The organism is Variovorax sp. RTB1 (assembly GCF_035018765.1).
In the GTDB taxonomy this organism is placed as follows: domain Bacteria; phylum Pseudomonadota; class Gammaproteobacteria; order Burkholderiales; family Burkholderiaceae_C; genus Variovorax.
The window spans coordinates 121,921-148,061 of sequence record NZ_JASJXG010000001.1; the positions used below are offsets into that span (position 1 = coordinate 121,921).

Sequence of the window (26,141 nt, forward strand, 5' to 3'; positions counted from 1 at the left end):
AGCTGCGCCGGTCTGCTTTTGCGAGTAAACCGAGGAATCCGCCATGTCGAATCGCCCGTCCGTTCCCCTCGCTGAACGCGCGCATGCCGTGGCGCTCCCCAAGTCGGGCCGAATCGCCGGCCTCTACGACGGTGCCTTTCTGGCAGACGCCTTCGCGATTCGCCTGCCGGCCGGCGCAACGCACGACCCGCTCGCACTCGCGCGCTTCGCCCTCGAACGCCCGGCTCCATGGGTCGATCGCCTGATGCGTCTGCGCGACAGGCTGGTGTCGCTGTTCGGCCTCAAAACCGCCAAAGCACTGCGTGCCGACACGTCGACTCGCACGCCGCGCGTCGGCATCTTTCGGATTTACGAAACGCATGCCGATGAAGTCGTGCTCGGCGAGGACGACCGGCATCTGGATTTTCGCGTGTCGGTGCGGCGCGGACCGTCTGCGACGGCGGGTGAGGGCGACGAGCTGGTGGCGGTGACAGTGGTGCATTGCCACAACCTGCTGGGTCGCAACTACATCCGTTTGATCGCGCCGTTCCATCGCATGGTGGTGCGGTCGGCGCTCGACCGCGCGGCGCGATCAGGCTGGCCGATGGCAGTGCCGGCCTGACTTGGGTTGATCACCTGCGCGATGGCCTGCGTGGCCGATCAGCGCACCTTCGACGCGTACCCGCCCTCGATCCAGGCCCCCGCGCTGGCCGACGTCAGCTTGAAGGCCGGTGGCACACGCGCCTCGCCCAGTTGCACGCCGGACTCGTCCTGCGCAGTGAGTACGGCGTAGGGGTTGTCTTCGTCCGGCACGATCTGCAGCGCGACGCGTATGCGCCCCGAGCCGTCGCCGATGTTGACGTGCTTGTTGAGTTGCCCGTGGAGCTGTTGCTCGTGGCGCCGCAGCACTTCGGCAGCCGTTTTGACGAGCGTGTGAAAGGCAGAAGGGTCCAGCGGCTTCGGATTCTTCTTGTCGCGTCCCATGGTCCACGGGCCGACCAGTGCCGGCTCGGGGTCGCCGTGGCGTGTCATCTCGACCGCCCAGCCGTCGTCGTCTTCGTTCTTCACCACCTTGGCGGTCCAGACCTCGTCGCGCCAAAGCCTTGGTTCCTGAATGGGGAGGTTCTCTTCGCTATCGTTGTTGTCGTTCATGCCTGAAGTTTTGCACAAGGAGCCCATCGTGAATCCAATGTCCGATCGTTTGCGGCAGGCGCGCGCCCAATGGCACCACGTGGGCGACGAGCGCCCGGCCTTCGCCACTCCGCCGCAGCCGGGTCAGGAATCGGTCTGGGACTATCCCCGGCCGCCGCGCATCGCGGCTGATGCACGTGAGGTCGTCGTCACATTCGGCGCGCTGGAGATCGCCCGCACGCGGCAAGCTTTGCGGGTGCTCGAAACAGCGAGTCCGCCCACCTTCTACCTGCCGCAAGCGGACGTGCAGATGGCACTGCTCGTTGCGGTCGCTGGCAATTCGTTCTGCGAGTGGAAGGGCGATGCGCGTTACTGGTCGGTGGTGGCCGGCGCCGATCGCCTCGACGCGGTCGGTTGGTCGTACCCAGCGCCGTTCGATGAGTTCGACGCGCTGCGCGACCACATCGCTTTCTATCCGCAGCAGCTGGTGTGCACCGTCGATGGCGTGCGGGCACAGCCGCAACCGGGTCGCTTCTACGCCGGCTGGATCACGCCGGAAGTGGTCGGGCCGTTCAAGGGCGAGCCGGGCTCGGGCGGCTGGTGATGCGACGCGCTGCCTGAAAAGTCAGAACACCGACAACCCCGTCTTGGCGACGAACAGTTCCAGCGCCTTCATGCCGAGCAGGGAGTTACCGGTGGCGTCGAGCGCCGGCGACCACACCGCGAGCGTGAGCCGGTCGGGCACCACCGCGACGATGCCGCCGCCCACGCCGCTCTTGCAGGGCAGGCCGATGTTGAAGGCCACGTCGCCGGCCGCGTCGTAGGTGCCGCAGGTCAGCATCAGCGCGTTGATGCGCCGCGTTTGCCGCTCGTTGGTGACCTCGGAATCCTGCTCGAACGGATGCGCGCCATCGCAGCACAGGAAGCCGGCGGCGCGCGCCAGTTGCTGACAATTCATGCGAATGGCGCACTGGTGAAAGTAGGTGTCGAGCACTGCCTCCACGTCGTTGTCGAGCTTGCCGAAGCTCTTCATGAAGTTGGCCAGCGCGATGTTGCGGTAACCGGTCGCGGCCTCTGAAGCCGCCACTTCCGCATCGAACTCGATCGGCTCGCCGCACAGGCTGGACACCAGCGCCAGGATGTCCGCCTTGGCGCTGCCGCGGTTTCCCTTGCCCTGGACGTGGCTCACCAGCCGGTCTGCCACTGCGATGGCACCGGCATTGATGAACGGGTTGCGCGGCTTGCCCTGTTCGTTCTCGAGCTGCACCAGCGAGTTGAAAGCGCTGCCCGAAGGCTCGCGGCCGATGCGCTCCCACAGCGCGTCGCCGAGGCGCTGCATGGCAAGTGTGAGCGTGAACACCTTGGACACGCTCTGGATCGAGAACGGTGTCGCGCTGTCGCCGGCCGCGGCTTCTTCGCCGTTGCACGTATGCAGCGCGATGCCGAGTTGCTTCGGGTCGATGCACGCGAGCGCCGGTATGTAGCTGGCCACCTTGCCGTCCGCCCCGAGAAAGGGGCGCAGCGTGGTCACGATGTCTTCGAGCACGGCTTGGTAGTTCATCGCAGCGATCTCCGGTTCACCAGCACGATGCCCGCCGCCACGCCCACCAGTGCGAGCACCAGTTGCAGCGTCAACGCTTCGCCGAGCAACACCACGCCGAACACCAGTGCGAAGAGCGGCGTCAAAAAGCTGAACGACGACATTTGCGTGGCGGGGTAGTGCCGCAGCATCCACATCCACGCCAGGTAGGTCGCGAAGGCGCCGACGATGGTCTGCACTGCAATGGAACTCCAGGCCCATGTCGAATAGCTCAGGCTCCAGTGCTCACCGAGCGCCATCGAGACGATAGGGCACACGATGGCCGCTACGCCGACTTGATAGAACAGCGTCTTCTCGGGGCTTGCGGTTGCGAGCTTCGTCGTGCGCAGCGCCAGCGTCGTCAGACCCCACAGCATGCCGGCTGCAAGGCCCAGCGCGTCGCCCCGCAACTGGGCCGATGTGCTGTGGCCGAAGCTCTCGCTGAAAGCCAGCACGACGCCCGCGAATGCGATGGCCAGCCCGGTCCATTGCAGCGCGCGCATGCGCTCTGACGGCACCCAGCGCGGCAGCAGCAAGGCGACCCAGAACGGCGCTGTATAGAGGAACACGGTAAGGCGGGAGGCAGAGGTGTTCTGCAGCCCGATGTAGATGCCGATGAACTCGCCGGTGAAGAGCAAGCCTGCCAGCAGGCCCGCGCCCAGGGTGCCGTCGCGCCGGAACAGCGGTACGCCGCGCCACCGGCACCAGAGCCATAACAGCAGTACGGCGCCGGACGTGCGGATCGAGGCTTGCCACAACGGCGGGACTTCCGCGACGGTCGTCTTGATGAGAATCTGCTGCCCGCCCCACGTGGCGCAGCAGACGATGAGCAGAGTGATGGCGAGGGTGTCTAGGTGGGTTTTGCGTTCGATCATTCGGAGGGGCGGGTCGCTGTCTGGAAACGTGAAGATAAACCCATCGGCATGGGGCTCCGCGGGGTATGCACGCCGAGCGTGCGTCTCGACTGGGCATAGGCCACCGAGCAGTTGGGGGCTAGAGTGGGCCGGAATGCATCCTTCACCTCAACCACCTGATCAATCATGACCCCTCTGCCCTTGTTAGCCATCCCCGGCCTGATGAACGACGAACGCGTCTGGAAGCACCAGCAGGAGGCCCTCGCGCCGGACCGCGAAGTGTGCATCGCCGACATCACGGCGTACGGCAGCGTGCACGAGATGGCCTCTGCTGCTCTGGCGAGCGCCCCCGGTCCGCGCTTTGCACTGGCGGGGTTTTCGCTCGGCGGTTATGTCGCTCTGGAGATGCTCCGGCAGGCACCCGACCGGATCGCAGCGCTGGCGTTGGTCGACACGGGCGCCCGTTCGGACACGCCGGAATCGACCGACATGCGTCGGCGAATGATCGCTGCCGTGGGCGCTGCGCCGGCCAACTTTGGCGCGGTGACGGCGGCCTTTCTCCCTCGCGTCATCCACCCTTCGCGGGCGCACGATGACGAACTGATCGACCTGTTCACGGACATGGCTCGGGCCGTCGGCGTCGAAGGATTCGTGCGGCAGCAACAAGCGGCCATGCTGCGCATCGACAGCCGGCCCACGCTCCCAGATATTCGGTGCCCTGTTCTGGTGATGTGCGGTCGCGAAGATCTGACCACGCCCCTCGCGCTCAGCGAGGAAATGGCCGCAATGATTCCCGGCGCCCGGCTGGTCGTGATCGAGACGTGCGGGCATATGGCACCGCTGGAGCGACCTGACGAGGTGACGCAGGCCATGGTCGATTGGTTGGGTAGGGCGCAGTAGGCCGGGCCCCGGCATCGGCCAGACCAGTCCAAACCTGCCCTATGCCCAGGCCGCGCGCCACCAGCCTGCGCTGGCTAAAGAGGGTGCTCGGTATAGAAGCGCCCGCCGTGATACAGCAACGGCGACGCGCCCACGTTGTGCGTGCAGCGCTCCACTTCGCCGACGAAGATGATGTGATCGCCTTCGTCGTAGCGGCTGCGGTTGAAGCATTCGAAGCTCGCTGCCGCACCCACCAGCACGGGGGCGCCACTCAGCCCTTCGGTGAACGCGACATCGGCCCAGCGGTCGATATTCTTGGTCGCGAAGCGTTGGGCCAGCGCCTTCTGATTCGCCGCGAGGATGTTGATGGTGTAGTGCGATCCGGCGCTGATGGCCGGCATCGACGATGCGCTCAGCGCCAGGCTCCAGAGCACCAGCGGCGGATCGAGCGAGACCGAGTTGAAGCTGTTGGCCGTGAGCCCGACCAGCGTGCCGTTGGCCGCGCGCGCGGTGACGATGGTTACGCCGGTGGCGAACATGCCCAGCGCGTTCCGGAACTCGTCGACCGAGAAAGAGGGCGCTTGCGCCTGGGCGGGGAGGGTCACTGGCATCACTGGCTGAGCAGTCGTCGAAAAGAAGAGAGCTATTCTGGCCGATCGCATGGCGCCTCGCTGTCGTCGAAGCGCCTGTTCGCACGCAAAGGCGACTAGCCGAAGAACCAGTAGCAGACCGCGATCGCCGCGACCACGCCGGCCAGTTCCGCCAGCAGTGCACAAGCCACCGCATGGCGCGCGCGTTGGATGCCGACCGCGCCGAAGTACACCGCCAGCACGTAGAACGTGGTCTCGGTGCTGCCCTGAATGGTTGCGGCGACCAGCGCCGGAAAGCTGTCGACGCCCTGGCTTTTCATGGTCTCGATCAGCATCGCCCGTGCCGCGCTGCCTGAAAAAGGCTTGACCAGCGCGGTCGGCAGCGCATCGACGAAGCGTGCGTCCAGGCCGCCGGCCGTCACCAGCCAGCGCAGCCCGCCGAGCACGATGTCGAGCGCGCCCGAGGCACGCAGCACCCCTACGGCGCACAGCATGGCGACCAGGTAAGGCAGCAGGTTCTTCGCGATGTCGAAGCCTTCTTTCGCGCCTTCGACAAAACATTCGTAGACCTTCACACGACGCAGCGCCCCGGCCACGACGAAGATCAGGATGATGCAGAACAGCACGAGGTTGCCGAGCAGCGACGACAGCGACGCGATGGCCGCCGCCGAAAGCGTGCCGAGCAGCGCCATGAAGCCGCCCAGCAGCAGCGCGCCCGGCAACAGATAGGCCAGCACCACCGGATCCCACAGCCGCAGGCGCTGCACCACTGCGACCGACAGCAGGCCGACCAGCGTCGATGCGCTCGTGGCCAGCAAGATCGGCAAAAAGACCATCGTCGGGTCGGCCGCGCCCTGCTGCGCGCGGTACATGAAGATCGTTACCGGCAGCAGCGTGAGTGACGATGCGTTCAGCACCAGGAACAGGATCTGCGCATTGCTGGCCGTGGTCGTGCTCGGGTTGAGCGTCTGTAACTCGCGCATCGCCTTCAGGCCGATCGGCGTGGCCGCGTTGTCCAGGCCGAGCGCGTTGGCCGCGAAGTTCATCGTGATGAGTCCCAGCGCCGGATGGCCTGCCGGCACTTCCGGCATGAGCCTCCGGAACAGCGGCCCGAGCGCGCGGGCCAGTGCAGCGACCAGCCCCGCTGCCTCGGCGATGCGCAAGAAGCCGAGCCACAAGGTCAGCGTACCGAACAGCAGCACCATCACCTCGACCGACAACCGCGCCATCGCGAACAGGCTCTCGACCAGCGCTGCGAACACGGCCGCATCGCCGCCGATGAGCCAGCGCCCGAAGGCGGCCAGCGCCGCCACCACGAAAAACCCCAGCCACAACCCGTTGAGCACGCGCGTCCTTCTCGATGCCGGCCGATGATAGAGGCGGCCCGAGCCAGACCCAGAGATGTTCACGGCGGACTCAGGAGAAGGAATTCAAGACGATTGAGGGTGACTCGATGGCGGCGCGCACAGGCCGCAGTTCCTCACTACAGTTCGCCCATGCAGTTTTCCCCACGACATTTCGCCAGTGGCCTCCTTGCGCTGGCGACCCTTTTGCTCGGCGGGTGCTTCACGCTGCCGCCAGCCGTGCCGAACACACCGAGCTACGCCATCACCGACGTCGCGAAGACGACGCTTGCCAAGCTGGCGGCGCAAGGAGCACCCCCCGTGGCGCCCGACGGCTCGCCGTTCTCCGGGTTCCGCCTGTTGCCCGAGGCGGCCTTCGCTTTCGACGCGCGCATCTCGCTGGCGCGCAATGCGGAGAAGTCGCTCGACGTTCAGTATTACCTCATCAACAACGACGACGTCGGACTGCTCCTGCTGAGAGAGCTGCGCGAGGCGGCGGAGCGGGGCGTGCGCGTGCGGCTGTTGATCGACGACCTCTACACCGGCGGAGAAGACGAGTTGTTCGCTTCGTTCGCTGCGTTCCCCAATGTCGAGGTGCGGTTGTTCAATCCGTTGCCGTCGCGGGTGAGTTCGCTGCCGGCCCGGCTGGCCTTGTCGATCTTCGATTTCGACCGCATCAACCATCGCATGCACAACAAGCTGCTGGTGGCCGACAACAGCTTCGCTGTGTCGGGCGGTCGCAATATCGCCAACGAGTACTTCATGCGCAGCACCGAGGCGAACTTCATCGACATGGACGTGGTGTCGAGCGGGCCGATCGTGCACGACATGTCGAAGGCGTTCGACATGTACTGGAACAGCTCGCACGTTTGGCCGATCGAGACCATCGCCCCGCTCACCGTCTCGAAAGACGAGGCGCAGCACCGCTTCGACGAACTGGCGCGCACCGCTGTGCCCGACGTGCCGCTGCGGCCGCGCGACGTGCTCGAGAAATCGCCATTGGGCGAAGAACTGCTGACCGGCAGGATCGATCGCCGCAGGGCCACGGCGCATCTCTTCGCGGACAACCCCGACAAGATCACGCGCGACCGTAACGCGGCGTTTCGCGGCAGCGTGACCGAAGGGGCGTTGGGCGTGATCGACACCGCGAAGAAGAAAGTGGTCATTGCTTCGCCGTACTTCATTCCCGGGCCGATCGGCATGGCGATGATGCGCAAGCAGATCGACGCCAACGTCAGCGTGGTGGTGGTCACCAACTCGCTCGGCTCGACCGACGAGCCGCTGGCCTACGCGGGCTACGAGCGATACCGGGCCGACATGCTGAAGGTCGGCGTGACGATCTACGAGATCGCGCCGCGCTACACCTTCAACAAGCGCTTCGGTGATTTCGGCAAATCGATCAGCCGGCTGCACGCCAAGCTCGCGATGATCGACGACTCGCGCATGTTCGTGGGCTCGATGAATCTCGACCATCGATCCGCCGCGGTCAACACCGAACTCGGGCTGGTCATCGACAGCCCGCCGATGGTCGAGGAGTACAACAAGCTCGTGACCGGCCCGCGCACCGACGACCTCGGCTACCGCCTGCGCCTGACGCCCGATGGCCGCCGCGCGCAGTGGGTCGAGTACGACGACCAGGGCGGCGACATCGTTCATGAAGACGTGCCGGGCGAGTTCCTGTGGCTGCGCTTCAAGAACTGGCTGTTGCTGCCGATCGTGGGGGAAGACCTGCTTTAGGCGCTTCGTTTCGCCTGCTTTTCACAATTCGCGGCGCCGCACAATCCGGGCGATGAATTTGCGCCGTCGTGATTTGAATCGGGCCGCTCTCTGGCTGGCCCTGGGCGCTTGGGGAGTGCGGCCGAAGACAACACGTGCGGCAGGCGCGGTGAGTGCGCCGCGCTGGCAGGGCAATCCGTTTTCGCTCGGCGTGGCGAGCGGCCAGCCGCGGCCCGACAGCGTCGTTTTGTGGACACGCTTGCTACCGGATGCGGCAACCGAATCCGGCTGGAATGCCGAAGCCGAGTGCCCGGTGCGCTACGAAATCTTCGGCGACGAGGCGCTTCGGCAACCGATGCGAAGCGGCGAGGTCATGGCCTGGCCGTCACGAGCGCACAGCGTGCATGTGCGCGCCGACGGGCTCGCGCCGGGGCGCAGTTACTGGTACCGCTTCACATGCGGCAATGCGGTGAGCACGGTCGGGCGTACCTGCACTGCGCCGGCAGCCGATGCCGAGGTGCAACGCCTCCGTTTCGCCCTGGCCTCGTGCCAGCATTGGGAGCAAGGTTTCTTCGCGGCGCACCGCGAGATCGCGCAGCGCGATCTCGACTTCGTGATGTTCGTCGGCGACTACATCTACGAGGGCAGCAGCCCGGCCTACACCGTGCGGCAGCACGGCAGCTGGACGCCGCACACGCTGCCCCAATACCGGGCGCGGCATGCGCTCTACAAAAGCGACGCCGACCTGCAGGCGTCGCACGCCGCGCATCCGTGGATCGTGACGCTGGACGATCACGAGGTGGTCAACGACTACGCCGACGATCGCGATCCGGCGTACACCGATCCCGCGCAGTTTTTGCAGCGTCGGGCTGCGGCCTATCGCGCTTACTTCGAACACATGCCGCTGTCGGTTCCGCCGCAGGGCGCGGCCATGCAGATCCACGACCGGTTTACATGGGGCCGGCTGGCCGACATCTGGACGCTCGATTCCCGCCAGCACCGCAGCCACCACGCTTGCCCCGATTCGCATCGCGACAACGGCCGCAGCGTGACCGGCTGCGCCGAGCTCGAAGACGCGTCACGCACCATGCTCGGCGCTGAGCAGGAGCAATGGCTGGCGGCTGGCCTCGCGGGGGCGGCGCGTCGCTGGAAGCTGATCGGACAGCAGACGCAGATCAGCGCCACGAGCGCCGACACGCCGCAAGGCCGCAGCGTCTGGACCGACGGCTGGGATGGATATCCGGCGGCGCGCCGCCGCTTGCTGCAGGGCATCGCGGAGGCCGGCGTGCGCAATGTCGTCGCGCTCGGCGGCGACGTGCATCGCCATGCTGCCGCCAACCTGCGCGTGGTGCCTAACGATTCAGCCTCGCCGATCGTCGCGACCGAGTTCGTCGGCGGCTCGTTGACCTCACGCGGAGCCAGCCAGGCCGCCATGGCGCGCATGCGCCGCGACAACCCGGACGTGCTGCATGCCCGCGGCGACGAGCGTGGCTGGGCATTGCTCGATTTGCGTCCCGATGCGTTGCAATGCGAGTTCAGGGCGACCGCACATCCGGTGGCGGCCGATGCGGTGTTCAGCCGGCAGGCGGCGTTCACTGTGCTGGCAGACCGTGCCGGGATCGAAGCGGCTTAACGAGGCTGCTTGGGCACGGTGATCAGCATGTCCGGTCGAAACGCATCCTGCTCCCCCTTGCTTCGGTAACCCAGGGGATTGGCGACCACCCGGCAGCCGTCCTCGACGTAGTCGAAAGCGCAGTGCAGATGCCCGTGCAGCCAGAGGTCGGTGAGCGGCAACAGTCCATCCAGGGAATTGCAGAAGCCAGCGGTGCCGGGTGCGAGGCCATAACGCGGGTCGGCGCTGGCGAGCGTCGGCGCGAAGTGGGTGACAGCGACCGTGGGGCCGTCAAACGGTCCAGACAAGGCTTTGCGCAGCCAAGCTTGACACGTAAGTGAGTGCTCTCTCAACAGGCCGGACATGAAGGGCTGACCGCCGCGCGTAGTGGCGGCCTTTCTCAAGTAGAAGTCGGCAGCGCGCATCGCTTTGCCTCGCTTCTTGAGCGCCTGAGCCAGGCCGTCCGACGGTTCGACCAAGGCATCGAAATCAGCCCAGAGGGTGGTGCCGACAAAACGAACGCCATCGATCACCAAAGTTTCGCGCTCGAGCCACTGGATGCCGAGTACCCCGCAAAGTTCGCGCAGCCGCGCATGCGTGGCGTCGAAATCGGCGTTGTCGTATTCGTGGTTGCCAGGCACATACAAGACAGGCACCGGCCAGCCATGCAGCGGAGAAAAGCGTGTGAGCCCGAAGTCCGGCGCGGTCAGCCGCGAGCCTTCCTGGTACGAGCCGACATCGCCGGCCAACACGAGCAGGTCGGCGCCCGGCGCCGGTGCAATCTGGAGGCGGGGGTGGGACTCGATGTGCAAATCTGAGAGCAACTGCAGTTTCATCGTCGATCGGTTTCCATGATGCTATGCAGAGCGCGCATAAGGTCGCTCTGGATATCTAAGGGATAACCCTTATCATTCTTCTCTATCTACTCAAGCGCCGCCCCAGGCCGCGCAATGTCATGTTTAGTCTATTTGCCTTTTCAGCCACGTTCGTTCGTTCGCTCCTCCAAACCAGCGCCAGCGCTGCGCCCGAAAGCCTGGCTGCCGTGTTGATGGAAAGCGCTGGCAGCCGTGCCGGTAGCGACGCCCGCCAGGCACAAGAGCTGCGCGTCGCAGCTAGCGCCTGGCTCAGCGTCGTCCGCTGAGTACCGATGTTGCGAACGCCGCTGCGGCCGACCGCAACAAAGCATCCCGCAGCCACTCGTGCGCATGGATGTGCTGCGCGCGCCGATGCCACACCGCATCGACATGCACCAGCGGCTGGTCGAACGGCAGGTCGCGCATCACCAATCGCTCGTCCACCCCGGTGACGTTGACGAAGTGGCGCGGTAGCACCGTCAGCAAATCGGAGCCTGCGACGACACGACCCGCGGTAAAGAACTGGTTCACCGTGACGGCGATGCGTCGTTCGCGGCCCAGGGCGCCCAACGTCTGGTCGACGAATCCGTACGGCCGGCCCGAGAAACTCACCAGCAGATGCCGTGCGGCACAGTAGGCGTCCAGCGTGAGCGGGCTGGCGGCCAGCGGATGGTCGCGCCGCATCACGCACACGTATTGACCCACATAGAGCCGTTGCGTTTCGAACGGCACGCCGACGCCCGACTGGCTGCGCGCCGCCAGGCTGGCGGTGACCGCCGGAAAATAGCCGATCGCCATGTCGGCCTCCTCGTGCTCAAGCAAGCCCCGCGGGTCGCGCGTCGTGAGCGGCAACACCCGCAATGAGATGCCGGGCGCTTCCAGTTCCGCGATCCGCACCAGGCCCGGCATGAGCTCGGCGGCGGTGGCGTCGGCCATGGCCAGCAGAAATGTGGTGTCGGATGTGCTGCTGTCGAATTCGCCCGGTGCGAGTGTGTGTTGCAGCTGACGCAATGCATCGCGCACGGTGGGCCACAGCGCCAGGGCGCGAGCCGTTGGTTCCACTCCGGCACCGGAGCGACGCACCAGCTCGTCGCCGAGCACGTCGCGCAGGCGCCGGAGCGAGTTGCTGACGGCCGGCTGGGTGATGGCGAGGTTGCGGGCCGCTCGCGTGAGGTTGCGCTCCGCCATCACTTCGTCGAAAACGCGAAGCAAGTTCAGATCGAGTGTGCGGAAGTTAACGTCCATCAGTGGCGTGAATGATAAACATCAAGAAGATAAAGTGGCGAAGCAGTAGGGCAAACCCTAATATCAATGCATCGGCTCACGCCACACCCGTTCCTTAGGAGGAGCACCATGACTTCTTTCGTCCATGTCGACCAACCCTCGCAGCACGCCGGCCTGAACCGCGCTACCGCCGCCTTCGATAACATCCGCAATGCCGGCCAAGGCGTGACGCGCTTCGGCCTTGCCTTTCGCTTGTTGATCGCTGCCGGCGTCGTGCTGCTCGCTGTGTCTACCCAACTCACCACGCACGAATTCGATGCCGGCTGGATGGCCGCCTGGATCTCGCTGTGCGCCATCGCTTTTGGCGTGATCGCGTTGAGCGCCAACAAGATCGGCCCGACGACGAGCCGCATCGCCACCGCCTGGCGCGGTATGGCTCAGCGCCGCGCCAGCGCTCTGGCCGATGAGCGCTTTCTGGCGCATGCCTCGTACGACCCCCGCGTACTGAAGGAACTGCAAGCTGCCATCACGCGCCAGCAGGCCGACGGAGAGCTGCCATTGGTAGCATCCGCAAAGGTCGACGCCGTGGTTCGCGCCCAGCAAACCCGCCGCACGCCGTCGCTGCACCAGGTTCTGGTCAGCCATAACCTGTCGCGCTACTACTGAGACAGGCATACGCCGGGCACTTCGGCGTTTCGCTTCCTGTGCCAACGAAGAAAAAGCCGCCCGAGGGCGGCTTTTTCTATGGGCTAACGAGTGATCACGCCGCCAGCCGCTTTTCGATCGCTGCCTTGGTCGCCGGCAATTCCGCAGGCAGATGGTGCGCCAGCTGGGTGAACAGCTCATCGTGCAGCTTCAGCTCCGCAAGCCAGGCGGCCTTGTCGATGCTGGTCACGGTGTCGAACTGCGCGGCGCTGAAATCGAGCCCAGTCCAGTTCAGGTCTTCGTAGCGCGGGCTCACCCCTGTGATGTGCGCCACGCCTTCCCCTGCCTTGCCTTCGATGCGGTCGATCATCCACTTAAGCACGCGCATGTTCTCGCCGTAGCCGGGCCAGACGAACTTGCCGTCTGCGCCTTTGCGGAACCAATTGGTCGTGTAGATTTTCGGCAACGATGCCCCCGATGCTTTGAGCTTTTTGCCCAGATCGAGCCAATGCTGGAAGTAGTCGCTCATGTTGTAGCCCATGAACGGCAGCATCGCGAATGGGTCGCGGCGCACCACGCCGGCCTGGCCGGTCGCTGCGGCCGTGGTTTCCGAACCCATCGTGGCAGCCATGTACACGCCTTCCACCCAGTTGCGCGCTTCGGTCACCAGCGGCACCGTCGTCGAGCGACGGCCGCCGAAGATGAAGGCGTCGATCGGCACGCCCTTCGGGTCGTCCCAAGCTTCGTCGAGCGCAGGGTTGTTGGTCGCGGCGACAGTGAAGCGCGCATTCGGATGCGCAGCGGGCTTGAGCTTGCCACCGACACCGGTTTCCGTTGCGATGGCGGGCGTCCAGTCCTTGCCCTGCCAGTCGATCAGGTGCGCCGGCAACGCCTTGCCGGGCGCGTCCTGCTCCAGGCCTTCCCACCACACGTCGCCATCGTCGGTCAGCGCGACGTTCGTGAAGATCACGCCGTCGTTCAGGCTGCGCATGCAGTTGGGATTGGTCAGCATGTTGGTGCCCGGGGCCACGCCGAAATAGCCGGCTTCAGGGTTGATGGCGCGCAGTGAGCCGTCTGCCTGGGGCTTGATCCAGGCGATGTCGTCGCCGATGGTCGTGACCTTCCAGCCTTCGAAGCCGGCGGGCGGCACCAGCATCGAAAAGTTGGTCTTGCCGCACGCACTGGGGAAGGCCGCGGCCACGTGGTACTTCTTGCCCTCGGGATTCGTCACGCCAAGAATGAGCATGTGTTCAGCCAACCATCCTTCCTCGCGGCCCATGGTCGAAGCGATGCGCAGCGCGAAGCATTTCTTGCCGAGCAACGCATTGCCGCCGTAGCCCGAGCCGTAGCTCCAGATCTCGCGTGTCTCGGGGTAATGAACGATGTACTTGGTCGTGTTGCAGGGCCAGGCCACGTCCTTCTGCCCGGCTTGGAGCGGCGCGCCTACCGTGTGCACGCAGGGAACGAACTCGCCATCGGCACCCAGCACGTCGTACACGGCCTTGCCCATGCGCGTCATGATCTTCATGTTGACCGCGACATAGGGCGAGTCGGACAGCTCGATGCCGATATGCGCAATCGGCGAACCCAAAGGGCCCATCGAGAACGGCACGACGTACATCGTGCGGCCCTTCATGCAGCCGTCGAATAGCGGTTGCAGCGTCGTGCGCATTTCAGCCGGTGCCATCCAGTTATTGGTCGGGCCGGCTTCTTCCTTTTTGGCCGAGCAGATGTAGGTGCGGTCTTCGACACGGGCCACATCGACCGGGTCGGAGTTGGCGAGGAAAGAGTTGGGCCGTTTGGCGGGGTTGAGTTTCTTGAAGGTGCCGGCGTCGACCAGTTGCTGGCAGAGGCGGTCGTATTCTTCTTTGCTGCCGTCGCACCAGTGAATGGCGTCTGGCTTGCACAAGGTGGCCATGTCGGCGACCCAGGCGATTAGCTTGGCGTTTTTTACGTACGAGGGTGCCTGAGTATTCAGGCCCTGCATCACGGGTGCGTTCATCGGAAGTCTCCTAAGTTGAAAATCGTCTTTTCGAACGGGACTTGGCGAGGCGCATCAACAGAAGGCACCGGCGCAAAAACCGTCTGAGAAAACGTTTCTTTTTTTAAGAGTGCATCGACGCGGGCCGCACCGCCCGCAGACAACAGCGCGAAGCGCTGTCAGGCCAGGAAGACGGCGATGGACGCCAGCAGCAGCATCAGCACGGCGCCGGCAAGCGGCAGCACGATGGGCATCATCGGCACGATCGACTCGACAGCGTCGTGTTCGACGGCGGCCGCGTGGCCTGGATCGACAGGGGTGGGGGTGGACATTGAATTACCTCGGAGGACCTAAAAACTGGTCCCATTTTACCGGCGACGGGCCTTTATGCGGTGTAGGTGCTTGCCAGCGCCTGCACCTTCGCGACACCTGCTTGTCGCGCATAGCGAAGACGCTCAGTGCTGCTCTTCGGCCTCGAAACCGGCCGCATGGAGTGCATCGAGCACGCTGGCCAGGTGAGGCCGACCGCGGGTCTGCAACACCAGTTCGACATCGACGTTCTGCGCCGCCTGCATGGTGAAGGCGCGTTGGTGATGCACTTCGTCGACGTTAGCACCCGCTTCCGCGACAGTGGCCGTGATCTCGGCAAGCGATCCCGGCACATCGCGTGCGCTCACCCGCACACGAGCGAGTCGACCGGCGCGCACCATGCCGCGTTCGATGATGGCCGCCAGCAGCAGCGGATCGATATTGCCGCCCGACAGCACCAGCCCGACGCGCTTGCCCTTGAAGCGCTCCGGATGCCGGATCATCGCGGCCAACCCTGCAGCGCCCGCGCCTTCGACCAGTGTCTTTTCGATTTCGAGCAGCATCAGCACGGCTTGCTCGATGTCGCCTTCGTCGACCAGCAGCAAGTCGTCGACATGCGTTGCGACAATCGCTTGCGTCAGCACGCCGGGCGTACCCACCGCGATGCCCTCGGCGATCGTGCTCCTGCCCTGCGCGTAGTGCGTGCCCTGGATCGCGTTGACCATGGCCGGGAAGCGTGTCGTCTGCACGCCGACGATCTCGATCCCGGGCTGGATCGCCTTGGCCGCCACCGCCATGCCGGCAATGAGCCCGCCGCCGCCGACCGAGATGACCAGCATGTCGAGGTCTGGCACGGATGCCAGCATTTCGAGTGCCACCGTGCCCTGGCCCGCGATGATGGCTTCGTCGTCGTACGGATGCACGAACGACAGGCCTTCGCTTTCCGCCAACTCGTAAGCATGGGCCCGAGCTGCCTCGAGCGTGTCGCCGTGCAGCACGACTTCAGCGCCGAAACCCCGCGTGCGCTCGATTTTCACGCCCGGCGTAAAGCGCGGCATGACGATCAATGCGCGCATCCCGAGCCGCTGCGCGTGGTACGCCACGCCCTGCGCATGATTGCCGGCCGACATCGCCACCACGCCCCTTACGCCGCTGTCGGACAGGTCGACCAGCTTGTTGCAGGCGCCCCGCTCCTTGAACGATGAAGTGAACTGCAGATTCTCGAACTTGAGAAACACCTGCGCGCCGACGATCTCCGACAACGTGCGTGACTCGACGCACGGGGTGTCGAGCAATTGTCCTTGCAGGCGCGCCGCAGCTCGCCGGATGTCTTCGATGCCAACCATGTGAGAGATTGTGGACGGGATCGCAAACGCTAGGGTTTTTACTCTTCCCAAGTCTTCCCCAATCCGGAGGTCTGCGTTATGGTTTGCGTGGGTTTCCTTTTGCTAGCTGGAGATTGTCCGATGGTCAAGCGTTCCGGGGTCGATGTGGTGGCTGCTGCCGTGCGCGGGCAGGCATTGCCGTCCCCCGGGCTAAAGGAAGCGCCGGTGCTGGAGCTGATGTGCTCGCATTTCGTGCTCACGCTCGCGGCCAAGCAGGGACCGCGTTTCAACGTGCGGCGCGACCTCAATGGACTGCTTTCGCTGACCGGTCGCCACTTGGTCTGGCCCGAAACGGTGCTCAAGCGCCTGGGCGAATTTCTGGGCCGACGCTGCGCCGGCAACGAAGCCTGGAAGGGCGTCGAAACGCTCGATGGGCGAACGCTGCTCGAACGCCACGGCATGTGGCGCGGCCCCTACGAAGAAGGCACGCTCTTCTTCTATCTCGACGAATACGCAAAGGACCAGCCGAAGGATCTGCTGTCGGTGCTGTCGGTCACGCGCGACTGGCTGACGCATGCGTTGCGCAAGCAATCGACGCTGGTCGAGAAAAACATCGAGGCGCTGGCCGGCCTGCTGCAACTGAACAAGGCCGAGCGCGCCCTGCTGCTCTACGGCACCTTGGCACGTTATCAGCGCGACCTGCGCTCGCTGCTCGTCGAGTTCAAGGTCAACAATGCGCCCGAGGCCTATGCCGCCATCGCCGACATCGCGGGCGTGAGCGCCAGCGACGTGGGCGAGGCGTTGCGCGCGGGCTCACGGCTGGAGCGCATCGGGCTGGTCGAAAACCTGATCTCCGAACACAACATCACCGACCTGGCCGACCTGATGAAGGTCAGCGAAAAGCTGCCGCCGGTATTGATGCGCGAGTACCGCGACCACAACGAACTGATGGCGGTGTTCACCCGGCCATCGTCCAAAAGCACTCTCACGCCGCACGACTTTTCTTTCGTGCAGGAAGACGCGCAGATGCTCGTTACGCTGCTGCAGGCTGCCGTTGCGCGCAAGGAGCCCGGCGTGAACGTGCTGCTCTACGGGCCGCCCGGCACCGGCAAGACCGAGCTGGCCAAGGTCGTGGCGCAGGCTGCGGGGCTCGAACTCTTCGAAGTCGAGTACGCCGACCGCGACGGCAATTCGTTGAGCGGCCGCGACCGCTATCGGTCGCTGCAGATTGCGCAGGTCTTTCTCAAGGGCAGCGCGCAGGCCGCCTTGCTGTTCGACGAAGTCGAAGACGTATTCCCGCCCATCAGCACCGAGGCCGCGCAGTTCATGGCGCGCGCCGAGCAAGTGTCGTCGTCCACCAGCGGCAGCGTCAGCGGCAAAGCCTGGGTCAACCAGATCCTCGAGTCGAACCCGGTGCCGACGCTGTGGGTCACCAACCGCATCGAGCAGATCGACCCGGCCTTTCGGCGCCGCTTTGCGTACCACCTCGAGCTCAAGTCGCCACCGCCCGGCGCGCGTGAGCAACTCATCAAAAAGACGCTGGAAGGCGTGATCGTCTCTGAAGCCTTCACCGCCAAACTGGCCGAGCGCAAGGGTCTCACGCCAGCGCAGATTCGCACCGCAGTGCGCTTTGCAGGCCTCGCCAAAACCGGCGATGCCTCGGTCGAATCGTTGATCGAACGCCAGCTGAAAAATGCAGACCTCGCATTGGGCACGCTCGACAAATCACTTGGCAACCGGCGCAGCGTGACCACGTACGACCTCGACATGCTGAATGTCGAAACCCGGTTCGAGATCCCGCGCATCGTCGAGGCATTGAAGGCGCGGGGCCACGGCACGATGTGCTTCTACGGCGCGCCGGGCACCGGCAAGACGGCGCTGGCCGAGCACCTCGCCAAGACGATCGGCCGGCCGCTCATCATCAAGCAGGCCAGTGACCTGATGAGCAAGTACGTCGGTGAAACCGAGCAGAACATGGCGGCCATGTTCAAAGAGGCCGAGGCTGAAAAGGCCGTACTGCTGCTAGACGAGGCCGACAGCTTTTTGCAAGATCGGCGCGGCGCGCAACGGACTTATGAAGTGACGGAAGTCAACGAAATGCTGCAGGGCATGGAGCGCTTCGATGGCATCTTCGTGTGCACGACCAACCTGCTCGAAAGGCTCGACCAGGCGGCGTTGCGGCGCTTCACCTTCAAGATCAAGTTCATGCCGCTGACGGCAACGCAGCGGGAGCGCATGTTCGTGACCGAGGCGCTCGCCGGCGATGCGTCGCTGATGACGCCGGAGATCCACAAGCGCCTTGCGCACCTCACGCAGTTGTGTCCGGGTGACTTCGCGGCGATCAAGCGGCAGACCGAGATCTTGGCGGCTGAGTTTTCAGCCGCTGAGTTTCTGGATCAGCTCGAAGCGGAGCACCGCATCAAGCCTGAAGTGCGTGAATCTCGGGGTATCGGATTTGTGCAGTAAGGCAAAAGTTTTCTGAAAATCTGCGACCGCCGTTTAGGCGCGCGGACAGGGTCACAACCAACCGTTGTAGCCGCCCTACTTGAAATCGTGTTTGCACGGGAGTTCGTGTTCTTTTGCACGAGCATGCCGAGCCAATCAACGCGCTGACGCCCCGGCCAATGGGTGCAAGCCCGAGCATCGGCGCAGCACGGCAACGCAGTCTGCGTGGCCGGCTCTCAAGAAAAATATTCAGGGAAATCACAATGAAACATTCGTTTCGCCTCGCGGCGCTGGCCGCTGCATTCGTCTCTCTAAGCGCTTCGGCCCAATTCAGCAATGTCGTCGTCGACGATGGCGCCGCAGCAACGACCTATGGGTCCACCAACGCGACGCCTGGCGTTACTTCGGGCACGCCACAAGTGCAAACCGCGGTGTTGGGGGCGGGCGGGCTCAGCGTCGTCACGACGACAGCTGCGTTTACGCGAGCAGATCATCTGCAGATCAATGGCGACGTGACGTCCATGTCGTTGGGCGCTTCTGGGGGCAGCGTCTCTTATACGAACAACGCGACCAACACGATCTCGCACTTTCAGGCTCTGCCTTCAGGCACCTTTGTCGGCGTGTCCGATGGCACGACGTTCATGGCGACGACCGGGCTGTTTTCTGATGGCACGACAGGACAAAACACGTTCCTCGGTCTGACCAATGCGGCAGGAATCGCGAACGTCGGTGGCATGACGAACGCCGGTGGCTTCAACAATGGTGGCAGCGGCATCACCAACGCCGGTGCCATCTCGGGCGTCACTTCGCTCATCGCAAGCGGGCTGGTGTCTGCTGGCAGCCTGAGCGTGAGCGGCGCGACAGCGACCAACGGCATCACCAACAACGGCAATCTCTCGACGACCACGCTCGGCACCACGGGGAACGCCACCATCGGCGGAAATTTGAGCGTGGCGGGCGTCACGTCGACCAGCGGCATCAACAACAACAACAACGTCATCAGTGGCGTTGCAGCGGGTGTGGCGAGTACCGATGCAGCCAACGTAAGTCAGCTCAAGCAAATCTCCGATGCGCAGGCGACGGTCAACGTCAACCAGGCCACGACGAATGCCAGCCAGTCGACGTTCAATACGAATCAGGCCAACATCAATGCGGTCCAGGCGCAGACAAATGCGTTGCAGTCCGGCACCAATGCAAGGGTGCAGCAGCAACTCGTCGACAACCGAAAGGTCGCGAGTTCAGGGGTGGCATCTGCAGTGGCTGCAGCTTCGATTCCAGCACTCGAGCGTGACAAGAAGGTGGGCGTCGGCCTGGGTGTCGGCAACTACGACGGCAGCTCTGCATTTGCGCTCGGCGTCGCGGCGCGTGTCTCCGAATCTTTGCAACTGAAGTTCACGGTCGGTAGCGGCAATGGCGGCCGTGTGTCGGCCGGCGCGGGCGGCATGTTTTCCTGGTGAGAATCCGAAGCGGCGTGCAGTCGTTTCAAGCCCGGAAGGCAATTGCCTTGCCGGGCTTTTTTGCGTTCGCCGCGCCGCTCAGTGGTCGGCCACGACCCGCAGCACATCCGCCCCATACGCTTCCAGCTTCTTCGCCCCGATGCCGCTGAGCCCCTGCAGGTCTTCCAGGGTCGCAGGCGCGCACTCCGCGATGGCGGCGAGCGTGGCGTCGTGAAAGATCACGTAGGCTGGCAGGTTGTGTTCGCGCGCCACTTCGGCGCGCCAGGCCTTCAACGCGGTGAAACGCGATTGCCCCGCTTCGTCGAGCTTGGCTGCGGCCGGCGAGGGCGCGCCGCGCGGTGTCTTCTCGCGACGTGATTTGCCGGAACCTCCGGCGCTGCTTCGCGCTACCGGTGACGACACCGACTCCCGCAACATCACCGTCGCCTCGCCCTTCAACACAGCACGCGATCCATCGGTCAGCTGCAGGGTGTTGAAAGCCTGCGAGTCGACCGCCAGTGCGCCGGTTGCGATCAGTTGCCGCAGCACGCCGCGCAACTGCACTTCACTGAAATCACTGCCGATGCCAAAGGTGCTGACCGACGCGTGGCCGAACTGCGTCACCTTGTCGGTGGCCTTGCCGCGCAGGATGTCCATGATGTGGCCGGCACCGAAACTGATGCCGCTCATCTGCTGTACGCGGTAGATGGTGCTGAGCAGCTTGCGCGCGGCGTCCGTGCCGTCCCACACCTGCGGCGGCGTCAGGCAGTTGTCGCAGTTGCCGCAGGGCGTGCTCTGCTCGCCGAAGTAGCCGAGCAGGCGCACACGGCGGCAGTCGCTGGCTTCGGCCAGCGACAGCAGCGCATCCAGCTTGCCGCGCATCACCTGCTTGAACTCTTCGCCGGCCGGGCTCTCGTCGATCATGCGGCGCTGGTTCACCACGTCTTGCAGGCCGTAGGTCATCCAGGCATCGGCGGCCGCACCGTCGCGACCGGCGCGTCCGGTTTCCTGGTAGTAGCCCTCGATGTTCTTGGGCATGTCGAGGTGCGCGACGAAGCGCACGTCGGGCTTGTCGATGCCCATGCCGAAGGCGATGGTCGCAGTCATGACGACGCCTTCTTCGCGCAGAAATCGGTCCTGATGTTTTTGCCTGATCGAAGCGTCGAGGCCTGCGTGGTACGGCAGCGCGTTGATGCCCGCCGCCTGCAGCGCGACCGCCACGTCTTCGACGCGCTTGCGTGACTGGCAATACACCACGCCGGCATCGCCTTCGTGTTCGCGCTCGATAAAGCGCAGCAACTGCGTGGTCGCTTCTTTCTTCTCGACGATGGTGTAGCGGATGTTTGGCCGGTCGAAGCTGGAGACGAACTGGCGCGCTTCTTCGAGTTGCAGCCGCTCGACGATGTCGGCCCGGGTCAGGTCGTCGGCCGTGGCGGTGAGGGCAATGCGCGGCACGCCGGCATAGCGCTCGTGCAACACGGTGAGTGAGCGGTACTCGGGCCGGAAATCGTGACCCCACTGGCTCACGCAATGCGCCTCGTCGATGGCGAAGAGCGACAGCTTGCCGCGCTGATGCAACGAGTCGAGCTGCTGCAAAAAGCGCGGCGTGTTGACGCGCTCGGGTGCGGCGTAGAGCAACGTGATCTCGCCGCTCAGCATGCGACGCTCGACGTCTTGCGTCTGCTCCCAGTCGAGCGTCGAATTCAGAAAGGCCGCGTTGACGCCGGCCTCGTGCAACGCTCCGACCTGGTCGTGCATCAGCGCGATGAGTGGCGACACCACGATCGACACGCCGTGGCCCGCGCGCTGCCGTGCGATCGCCGGGATCTGGTAGCAGAGCGACTTGCCGCCGCCAGTGGGCATCAGCACCAGCGCGTCGCCGCCATGCACGACGTGGTCGACGATCTCGGCCTGCGCCCCTCGAAAGTGCTCGTAGCCAAAGATTTCGTGGAGGATCTGCGCTGGGTCGGCGGAAAGAATGTCGGAGGGCAGTGCGGACAAAACGGGCAAGCTGAAGTGACGCGCACCCTGCGGCGCGCAAGCCACCATTGTCGCCGTTCGGTCGCGGCTCGGCGCCTCAGTGCCCGAACTGTTCCGCCCAGGCAAGCGCCTGCAGATGCGTGTCGATCATGTGGCTCGACGCGATGCGGTTGCGCACAGAAAGAATTTCCAGAAGCGCTTCGTCGGTGTGCTCGCAGGCCTTGGCGATGGCGAGGTATTGCGCGAACGGTCCGTCGCCCGACAGGATCGCATCGGTGATGGCCTTCGGCAGATTCACCAGCGCTAGCGCGTCCTCGAGCGGCATACCGAGCAACACATCGAGCATCGAGAACATGCCGGTGACGAAGGCCAGGTCGGCGTCGGCCGTGGGCATCGTTTCGAGCGCCAGCAGCTCCATCAGCCTTCCGCGAACGATGGCCCGCGTGCCCGCAGCCGGCGCCACGCTGCCCGGCGGCGTGTTGGTGATGAGCAGCGCCGTCCAGCGAAACAGTTTCTTCAGGCCGACCGTCAGCACCGCGTGCCGGAACGAGGTGATCTCGATGTTGGAGCCGAAGCCGACCGAGTTGATGTGCCGCAAGAGCTTGTACGCCAGCGTCGGCTCGTGTTTGAGCAGCTCTTCGATTTCCGTGGAGTCGGCTTCGCGCATCACCATGTTCAACAGCTTGATCAGGCCGGCGTACGACAGCTGGATCGACTTGTCGGTTCTGACGGGCGGCTGCGCGTACCAATGGCCTTCGAACATCTGCACGCCGGCGTCGGCCAGCGTTTCGTATTCAGCCGAAGTGCGTACCTGGGCGGCCATCGGCACCGCCCTGGTGCTGGAGCGGATGCCGCGTGCCAGCGCCGCGGCACGGTCTAGCTCCATGACACCCATTTCGAGAATGATGTAGGAGGCCAGGGAGACGAATCCCGCGTACTCCTTCTTCAACAGGCGCGCATCGAACGCCAGCTTGAAGCCCTTGGCCCGGGCCTCCTTGAGCACGGCTTCGTCGAGCCCGCCGCCGCCTTCAGGGCCGCCGGGGTCGCTGTCGGCACCGTCGCGTATTTCGAGCACCACGGTTTTCGGGTCGAGCTTGTCGAGCTGGCCATTCATGAGGTCGCGGCAGGTGCAACGGATGAAGGTCGGCTTGGCGAGGCGCGTCGCACTCTCGGCCGATCTGGCGGTGCCCGCATCGTCGAAACACGCGCCGGCCGTTTTGGGCGCTGCCACGGAGGGGACGAGTTGATAGCCACTGACCACGCGCTTCTCGTCCACGAGCATGCGCCGCGCCCGGGGCGGTGCGGGCACAGGGACGAAGTCGTCTTGCTGCATCAGCGGCATCGGCTGGCTGTTTGCAGCGGCGCGAGGCGCGCTGGCAGTGGTGGTGAACATCGCAATCTCCTCTTTCTCAGGTCCGGAGGCTCATCCGGAGGTTCGTATTTGTTATCGGCGTGCCGATGGCGAACTTGAGCAGCGGGTGGATCGTCGCGTTGGCATACGCCTTGCAAACGGGGTCCGGCATTCGCCTCAAAACGACCTGTATAGACAGCAATCTGGTGCATCGGTCACGTCTACTGCACCAATAGCGCAAAGGCGCTGGCACTTTCCGTGCACGTTGTCTCGGGGTTACCTTGTATATACAGGCTGGACGCAGGCGGATGACACTGTTCCCAACTTGTTCGACGCTTCACCCATCCACAGGAGAGCCGCATGGCCATCACAGTTGCTACCCTTCCTAGCCTCAAAAAATTCGCCCGCTCGCTGATGGCGGCCGGTGTTTGCGTCGCAGCCGGAACTGCGTCGATCGGCGCCAGTGCGCAGACCACTATCGCGCTCGGCATGTCGGGCTGGACCGGCTTCGCGCCACTGTCGCTGGCCGACAAGGCCGGCATCTTCAAGAAGAACGGTCTGGACGTCGAACTGAAGATGATTCCGCAAAAAGATCGCCACCTGGCGCTGGCGTCCGGTGCGATCCAGTGCGCGGCCACGACGGTCGAAACACACGTGTCGTGGAACGCGAACGGCGTGCCGATCACCCAGATCTTCCAGATGGACAAGTCCTATGGCGCCGACGGCCTGGCCGTGCGCAACGACGTCAAGACCTTCGCCGATCTCAAGGGCAAGGCCATCGGCGTCGATGCGCCGGGCACCGCGCCTTACTTCGGCCTGGCCTGGATGCTCAACAAGAACGGCATGACCCTGAAAGACGTCAAGGTCGTGACGCTGGCTCCGCAGGCTTCGGCGCAGGCTTTCGTCGCCGGCCAGAACGATGCCGCGATGACGTACGAGCCGTACCTGTCGACCGTGCGTGCCAACCCCGCCGCCGGCAAGATCCTGGCGACCACGCTCGACTACCCGATGGTGATGGACACGGTCGGCTGCGCGCCGACCTGGCTCAAAACCAACGCCAAGGCGGCGCAGGCGCTGACCGACTCGTACTTCGAAGCGCTCGAAATGATCAAGGCGGACCCGACCAAGGCCAACGAGATCATGGGCTCGGCGGTCAAGCAAGACGGCGCAGCCTTCGCCAAGTCGTCCGCCTACCTGCGCTGGCAAGACAAGGCCGCCAACCAGAAGTTCTTTGCGGGTGAGCTCACGCAGTTCATGAAAGAGTCGGTGCCGATCCTGCTCGAAGCCGGCGTGATTCGCAAAGCGCCGGACGACTTGGCCGTGACCTTCGACGCAAGCTACATCAAGTGATGCGCATGGCGCCGCTGGAGCCGGTGGGCGCGCGTGCGCGATGGGTGCTCGGCGTCGGCTTCTTCGTGCTCTTCGTTTGCGCGTGGAGCTTTTTCACGCTGGGCGGCTTCGTCTCGCCGACTTTTCTGGCGAGCCCGCCGACGATGGTCAAGGAGGCGTACCTGCTCTTCGTGGAGTACGGCTTCATCCGCGACATCGGCATGACGGTGTGGCGCGTGTTCGGCGGCTTCCTGCTGGCCGCGATCGTCGCGGTGCCGCTCGGCATCGCGATGGGTGCGTACAAGCCGGTCGAAGCTCTCCTTGAGCCCTTCGTATCGTTCTGCCGCTACCTGCCGGCCTCCGCTTTCATTCCGTTGCTGATTCTTTGGGCCGGCATCGGCGAAGCGCAGAAGCTGCTGGTCATCTTCATCGGCTCGGTGTTCCAGATCATCCTCATGGTCGCGGTCATCGTCGGCGGTGCGCGGCGCGACCTGGTCGAGGCGGCCTACACGCTCGGCGCCGACAGCAACGGCATCGTCAAGCGGGTGCTCATTCCGGGCGCGGCGCCGGGCATCGCGGAGACGCTGCGGCTGGTGCTGGGCTGGGCCTGGACCTACGTGATCGTGGCCGAACTCATCGGCTCGTCGTCGGGCATCGGCCACATGATCACCGACAGCCAGGCGCTGCTCAACACCGGGCAAATCATCTTTGGGATCATCGTCATCGGAATCATCGGGCTGGTGTCGGACTTCGCGTTCAAGGCCCTCAATCGCCGCCTCTTCGCGTGGAGTGCCATCTGATGAGCCAGCTTTCCATCCAGGCGGTCACTCGCGTTTTCGAAGGCACCAAAGGCCAGCGCACGCAGGCGCTGCAACCGATCGATTTTGAGGTCAAGGAGAACGACTTCGTGACCATCCTCGGCCCCTCGGGCTGCGGCAAGTCGACACTGTTGCGCATCGTCGCGGGACTCGGTCGTCCGAGCAGTGGCCAGGTGCTGCTCAACGGTCAGAAAGTCATCGGCCCCGGCGCCGATCGCGGCATGGTGTTCCAGAGCTACACGCTCTTTCCGTGGCTCGATGTCGAGCAGAACATCCGCTTCGGCCTGCGCGAGCGCGGCATGCCCGAGGCACAGCAGAAAGAACGCGCCGCTTATTTCATTGCCAAGGTCGGCCTGCGCAGCTTCGAGAAGCATTTCCCCAAGCAGCTTTCAGGCGGCATGCAGCAACGCACAGCCATCGCGCGTGCGCTCGCCAACGACCCCAAGATCCTGCTCATGGACGAGCCCTTCGGCGCGCTGGACAACCAGACGCGCGTGCTGATGCAGGAGCTGTTGCTCGGCATCTGGGAGGCCGAGCGCAAGACGGTGCTCTTCGTGACGCACGACATCGACGAGGCCATCTTCATGGCGAATCGCGTGGCCGTGTTCAGCGCGCGACCCGGCCGCATCAAGGCCGAGCTGGCCGTCGATTTGCCGCACCCGCGGCACTACACCGTCAAGACCACGCCCGAGTTCATGGCCCTGAAGGCGCGGCTGACCGAAGAGATCCGCGCCGAGTCCATGGCTTCGGTCGAGCACTGA

The 26,141-nt window shown here is 64.6% G+C and carries 23 protein-coding genes; 11 read left to right on the forward strand and 12 right to left on the reverse strand.

Annotated elements, in window-relative coordinates:
• The first annotated feature begins 43 nt into the window (after positions 1-43).
• Entirely contained in the window at positions 44-601 is a 558-nt protein-coding gene (locus QN397_RS00600) for a DUF2867 domain-containing protein (protein ID WP_323499766.1), read from the forward strand.
• A 38-nt stretch (positions 602-639) separates the two neighbouring features.
• On the opposite strand, the gene QN397_RS00605 is transcribed toward QN397_RS00600, so the two are convergent.
• Entirely contained in the window at positions 640-1,131 is a 492-nt protein-coding gene (locus QN397_RS00605) for a hypothetical protein (protein ID WP_323499767.1), read from the reverse strand.
• Positions 1,132-1,168: 37 nt separating this feature from the next.
• On the opposite strand from QN397_RS00605, the gene QN397_RS00610 reads away from it, so the two are divergent.
• The gene (locus tag QN397_RS00610; RefSeq protein ID WP_323496895.1) at positions 1,169-1,714 is read left to right on the forward strand and encodes a DUF427 domain-containing protein; all 546 of its coding nucleotides are present in this window, start codon (positions 1,169-1,171) and stop codon (positions 1,712-1,714) included.
• Between the two features lie 21 nt (positions 1,715-1,735).
• Here the strand turns inward: QN397_RS00610 and QN397_RS00615 are convergent, their stop codons facing one another.
• Positions 1,736-2,671: a glutaminase gene (locus QN397_RS00615; RefSeq protein ID WP_323499768.1), complete on the reverse strand. Its 936-nt coding sequence runs from the start codon at positions 2,669-2,671 to the stop codon at positions 1,736-1,738.
• On the reverse strand, positions 2,668-3,564 hold the full coding sequence (locus QN397_RS00620) for a DMT family transporter (protein ID WP_323499769.1): 897 nt from the start codon (positions 3,562-3,564) through the stop codon (positions 2,668-2,670). Before QN397_RS00620 ends, QN397_RS00615 begins: the two co-directional genes overlap by 4 nt.
• Positions 3,565-3,729: 165 nt before the next feature.
• Here QN397_RS00620 and QN397_RS00625 point away from each other — a divergent pair, with 165 nt between their 5' ends.
• Positions 3,730-4,443 (forward strand): alpha/beta fold hydrolase, encoded by a 714-nt coding sequence (locus tag QN397_RS00625; RefSeq protein ID WP_323499770.1) that lies wholly within the window; start codon positions 3,730-3,732, stop codon positions 4,441-4,443.
• A gap of 74 nt (positions 4,444-4,517) precedes the next feature.
• Here the strand turns inward: QN397_RS00625 and QN397_RS00630 are convergent, their stop codons facing one another.
• A complete protein-coding gene (locus tag QN397_RS00630) occupies positions 4,518-5,033 on the reverse strand; it encodes a flavin reductase family protein (RefSeq protein ID WP_323499771.1) in 516 nt (171 codons plus the stop codon).
• Between the two features lie 95 nt (positions 5,034-5,128).
• A complete protein-coding gene (locus tag QN397_RS00635; protein WP_323499772.1) occupies positions 5,129-6,358 on the reverse strand; it encodes a nucleoside recognition domain-containing protein in 1,230 nt (409 codons plus the stop codon).
• Between the two features lie 150 nt (positions 6,359-6,508).
• Between QN397_RS00635 and QN397_RS00640 the strand changes: the two genes are divergently transcribed.
• The gene (locus QN397_RS00640; RefSeq protein ID WP_323499773.1) at positions 6,509-8,092 is read left to right on the forward strand and encodes a phospholipase D family protein; all 1,584 of its coding nucleotides are present in this window, start codon (positions 6,509-6,511) and stop codon (positions 8,090-8,092) included.
• A gap of 52 nt (positions 8,093-8,144) precedes the next feature.
• Positions 8,145-9,704: an alkaline phosphatase D family protein gene (locus QN397_RS00645; protein ID WP_323499774.1), complete on the forward strand. Its 1,560-nt coding sequence runs from the start codon at positions 8,145-8,147 to the stop codon at positions 9,702-9,704.
• Here the strand turns inward: QN397_RS00645 and QN397_RS00650 are convergent.
• Together QN397_RS00650 and QN397_RS00655 are read right to left on the reverse strand one after the other, a co-directional pair.
• Positions 9,701-10,519 carry a metallophosphoesterase gene (locus QN397_RS00650; RefSeq protein ID WP_323499775.1) on the reverse strand — a complete coding sequence of 273 codons (819 nt, stop codon included), beginning with the start codon at positions 10,517-10,519 and terminating at the stop codon, positions 9,701-9,703. The two genes, QN397_RS00645 and QN397_RS00650, sit on opposite strands and share 4 nt — an antisense overlap.
• Positions 10,520-10,807: 288 nt before the next feature.
• Positions 10,808-11,782 (reverse strand): LysR family transcriptional regulator, encoded by a 975-nt coding sequence (locus tag QN397_RS00655; protein WP_187053847.1) that lies wholly within the window; start codon positions 11,780-11,782, stop codon positions 10,808-10,810.
• A gap of 108 nt (positions 11,783-11,890) precedes the next feature.
• On the opposite strand from QN397_RS00655, the gene QN397_RS00660 reads away from it, so the two are divergent.
• On the forward strand, positions 11,891-12,427 hold the full coding sequence (locus tag QN397_RS00660; protein ID WP_323499776.1) for a hypothetical protein: 537 nt from the start codon (positions 11,891-11,893) through the stop codon (positions 12,425-12,427).
• Positions 12,428-12,521: 94 nt separating this feature from the next.
• Here the strand turns inward: QN397_RS00660 and QN397_RS00665 are convergent, their stop codons facing one another.
• The 3 genes from QN397_RS00665 to QN397_RS00675 form a co-directional block, all read right to left on the reverse strand.
• On the reverse strand, positions 12,522-14,408 hold the full coding sequence (locus QN397_RS00665; RefSeq protein ID WP_323499777.1) for a phosphoenolpyruvate carboxykinase (GTP): 1,887 nt from the start codon (positions 14,406-14,408) through the stop codon (positions 12,522-12,524).
• A gap of 158 nt (positions 14,409-14,566) precedes the next feature.
• Complete coding sequence (locus QN397_RS00670; RefSeq protein WP_187053850.1) at positions 14,567-14,719, reverse strand: hypothetical protein; 153 nt, start codon at positions 14,717-14,719, stop codon at positions 14,567-14,569.
• Between the two features lie 123 nt (positions 14,720-14,842).
• Positions 14,843-16,042 (reverse strand): threonine ammonia-lyase, encoded by a 1,200-nt coding sequence (locus QN397_RS00675; protein WP_323499778.1) that lies wholly within the window; start codon positions 16,040-16,042, stop codon positions 14,843-14,845.
• 120 nt (positions 16,043-16,162) lie between these two features.
• Between QN397_RS00675 and QN397_RS00680 the strand changes: the two genes are divergently transcribed.
• Positions 16,163-18,487: an ATP-binding protein gene (locus QN397_RS00680; RefSeq protein WP_323499779.1), complete on the forward strand. Its 2,325-nt coding sequence runs from the start codon at positions 16,163-16,165 to the stop codon at positions 18,485-18,487.
• A gap of 242 nt (positions 18,488-18,729) precedes the next feature.
• Positions 18,730-19,923, forward strand: a complete 1,194-nt coding sequence (locus QN397_RS00685; protein ID WP_323499780.1) for a YadA C-terminal domain-containing protein — start codon at positions 18,730-18,732, stop codon at positions 19,921-19,923.
• A 78-nt stretch (positions 19,924-20,001) separates the two neighbouring features.
• Here the strand turns inward: QN397_RS00685 and recQ are convergent, their stop codons facing one another.
• Positions 20,002-21,951 carry a DNA helicase RecQ gene (gene recQ, locus QN397_RS00690; protein WP_416352295.1) on the reverse strand — a complete coding sequence of 650 codons (1,950 nt, stop codon included), beginning with the start codon at positions 21,949-21,951 and terminating at the stop codon, positions 20,002-20,004.
• A 28-nt stretch (positions 21,952-21,979) separates the two neighbouring features.
• Complete coding sequence (locus QN397_RS00695) at positions 21,980-23,275, reverse strand: EAL and HDOD domain-containing protein (protein ID WP_323496881.1); 1,296 nt, start codon at positions 23,273-23,275, stop codon at positions 21,980-21,982.
• A 318-nt stretch (positions 23,276-23,593) separates the two neighbouring features.
• Between QN397_RS00695 and QN397_RS00700 the strand changes: the two genes are divergently transcribed.
• From QN397_RS00700 to QN397_RS00710, 3 genes are read left to right on the forward strand one after another with little or no spacing between them, the layout of a single operon-like run.
• Positions 23,594-24,583, forward strand: a complete 990-nt coding sequence (locus QN397_RS00700; RefSeq protein WP_323499782.1) for an ABC transporter substrate-binding protein — start codon at positions 23,594-23,596, stop codon at positions 24,581-24,583.
• A 5-nt stretch (positions 24,584-24,588) separates the two neighbouring features.
• Positions 24,589-25,362: an ABC transporter permease gene (locus tag QN397_RS00705; RefSeq protein ID WP_323499783.1), complete on the forward strand. Its 774-nt coding sequence runs from the start codon at positions 24,589-24,591 to the stop codon at positions 25,360-25,362.
• The gene (locus QN397_RS00710) at positions 25,362-26,141 is read left to right on the forward strand and encodes an ABC transporter ATP-binding protein (RefSeq protein ID WP_323499784.1); all 780 of its coding nucleotides are present in this window, start codon (positions 25,362-25,364) and stop codon (positions 26,139-26,141) included. The genes QN397_RS00705 and QN397_RS00710 overlap by 1 nt, the downstream gene beginning before the upstream one ends.

What these genes read in the sequence shown, in the direction of transcription:
- QN397_RS00600 (WP_323499766.1), top strand. Translation starts at nt 44, where the DNA reads ATGTCGAATCGCCCGTCCGTTCCCCTCGCTGAACGCGCGCATGCCGTG.
- QN397_RS00605 (WP_323499767.1), bottom strand. Translation starts at nt 1,131, where the DNA reads ATGAACGACAACAACGATAGCGAAGAGAACCTCCCCATTCAGGAACCA.
- QN397_RS00610 (WP_323496895.1), top strand. Translation starts at nt 1,169, where the DNA reads ATGTCCGATCGTTTGCGGCAGGCGCGCGCCCAATGGCACCACGTGGGC.
- QN397_RS00615 (WP_323499768.1), bottom strand. Translation starts at nt 2,671, where the DNA reads ATGAACTACCAAGCCGTGCTCGAAGACATCGTGACCACGCTGCGCCCC.
- QN397_RS00620 (WP_323499769.1), bottom strand. Translation starts at nt 3,564, where the DNA reads ATGATCGAACGCAAAACCCACCTAGACACCCTCGCCATCACTCTGCTC.
- QN397_RS00625 (WP_323499770.1), top strand. Translation starts at nt 3,730, where the DNA reads ATGACCCCTCTGCCCTTGTTAGCCATCCCCGGCCTGATGAACGACGAA.
- QN397_RS00630 (WP_323499771.1), bottom strand. Translation starts at nt 5,033, where the DNA reads ATGCCAGTGACCCTCCCCGCCCAGGCGCAAGCGCCCTCTTTCTCGGTC.
- QN397_RS00640 (WP_323499773.1), top strand. Translation starts at nt 6,509, where the DNA reads ATGCAGTTTTCCCCACGACATTTCGCCAGTGGCCTCCTTGCGCTGGCG.
- QN397_RS00645 (WP_323499774.1), top strand. Translation starts at nt 8,145, where the DNA reads ATGAATTTGCGCCGTCGTGATTTGAATCGGGCCGCTCTCTGGCTGGCC.
- QN397_RS00650 (WP_323499775.1), bottom strand. Translation starts at nt 10,519, where the DNA reads ATGAAACTGCAGTTGCTCTCAGATTTGCACATCGAGTCCCACCCCCGC.
- QN397_RS00655 (WP_187053847.1), bottom strand. Translation starts at nt 11,782, where the DNA reads ATGGACGTTAACTTCCGCACACTCGATCTGAACTTGCTTCGCGTTTTC.
- QN397_RS00660 (WP_323499776.1), top strand. Translation starts at nt 11,891, where the DNA reads ATGACTTCTTTCGTCCATGTCGACCAACCCTCGCAGCACGCCGGCCTG.
- QN397_RS00665 (WP_323499777.1), bottom strand. Translation starts at nt 14,408, where the DNA reads ATGAACGCACCCGTGATGCAGGGCCTGAATACTCAGGCACCCTCGTAC.
- QN397_RS00670 (WP_187053850.1), bottom strand. Translation starts at nt 14,719, where the DNA reads ATGTCCACCCCCACCCCTGTCGATCCAGGCCACGCGGCCGCCGTCGAA.
- QN397_RS00675 (WP_323499778.1), bottom strand. Translation starts at nt 16,042, where the DNA reads ATGGTTGGCATCGAAGACATCCGGCGAGCTGCGGCGCGCCTGCAAGGA.
- QN397_RS00680 (WP_323499779.1), top strand. Translation starts at nt 16,163, where the DNA reads ATGGTCAAGCGTTCCGGGGTCGATGTGGTGGCTGCTGCCGTGCGCGGG.
- QN397_RS00685 (WP_323499780.1), top strand. Translation starts at nt 18,730, where the DNA reads ATGAAACATTCGTTTCGCCTCGCGGCGCTGGCCGCTGCATTCGTCTCT.
- recQ (WP_416352295.1), bottom strand. Translation starts at nt 21,951, where the DNA reads ATGGTGGCTTGCGCGCCGCAGGGTGCGCGTCACTTCAGCTTGCCCGTT.
- QN397_RS00695 (WP_323496881.1), bottom strand. Translation starts at nt 23,275, where the DNA reads ATGTTCACCACCACTGCCAGCGCGCCTCGCGCCGCTGCAAACAGCCAG.
- QN397_RS00700 (WP_323499782.1), top strand. Translation starts at nt 23,594, where the DNA reads ATGGCCATCACAGTTGCTACCCTTCCTAGCCTCAAAAAATTCGCCCGC.
- QN397_RS00705 (WP_323499783.1), top strand. Translation starts at nt 24,589, where the DNA reads ATGGCGCCGCTGGAGCCGGTGGGCGCGCGTGCGCGATGGGTGCTCGGC.
- QN397_RS00710 (WP_323499784.1), top strand. Translation starts at nt 25,362, where the DNA reads ATGAGCCAGCTTTCCATCCAGGCGGTCACTCGCGTTTTCGAAGGCACC.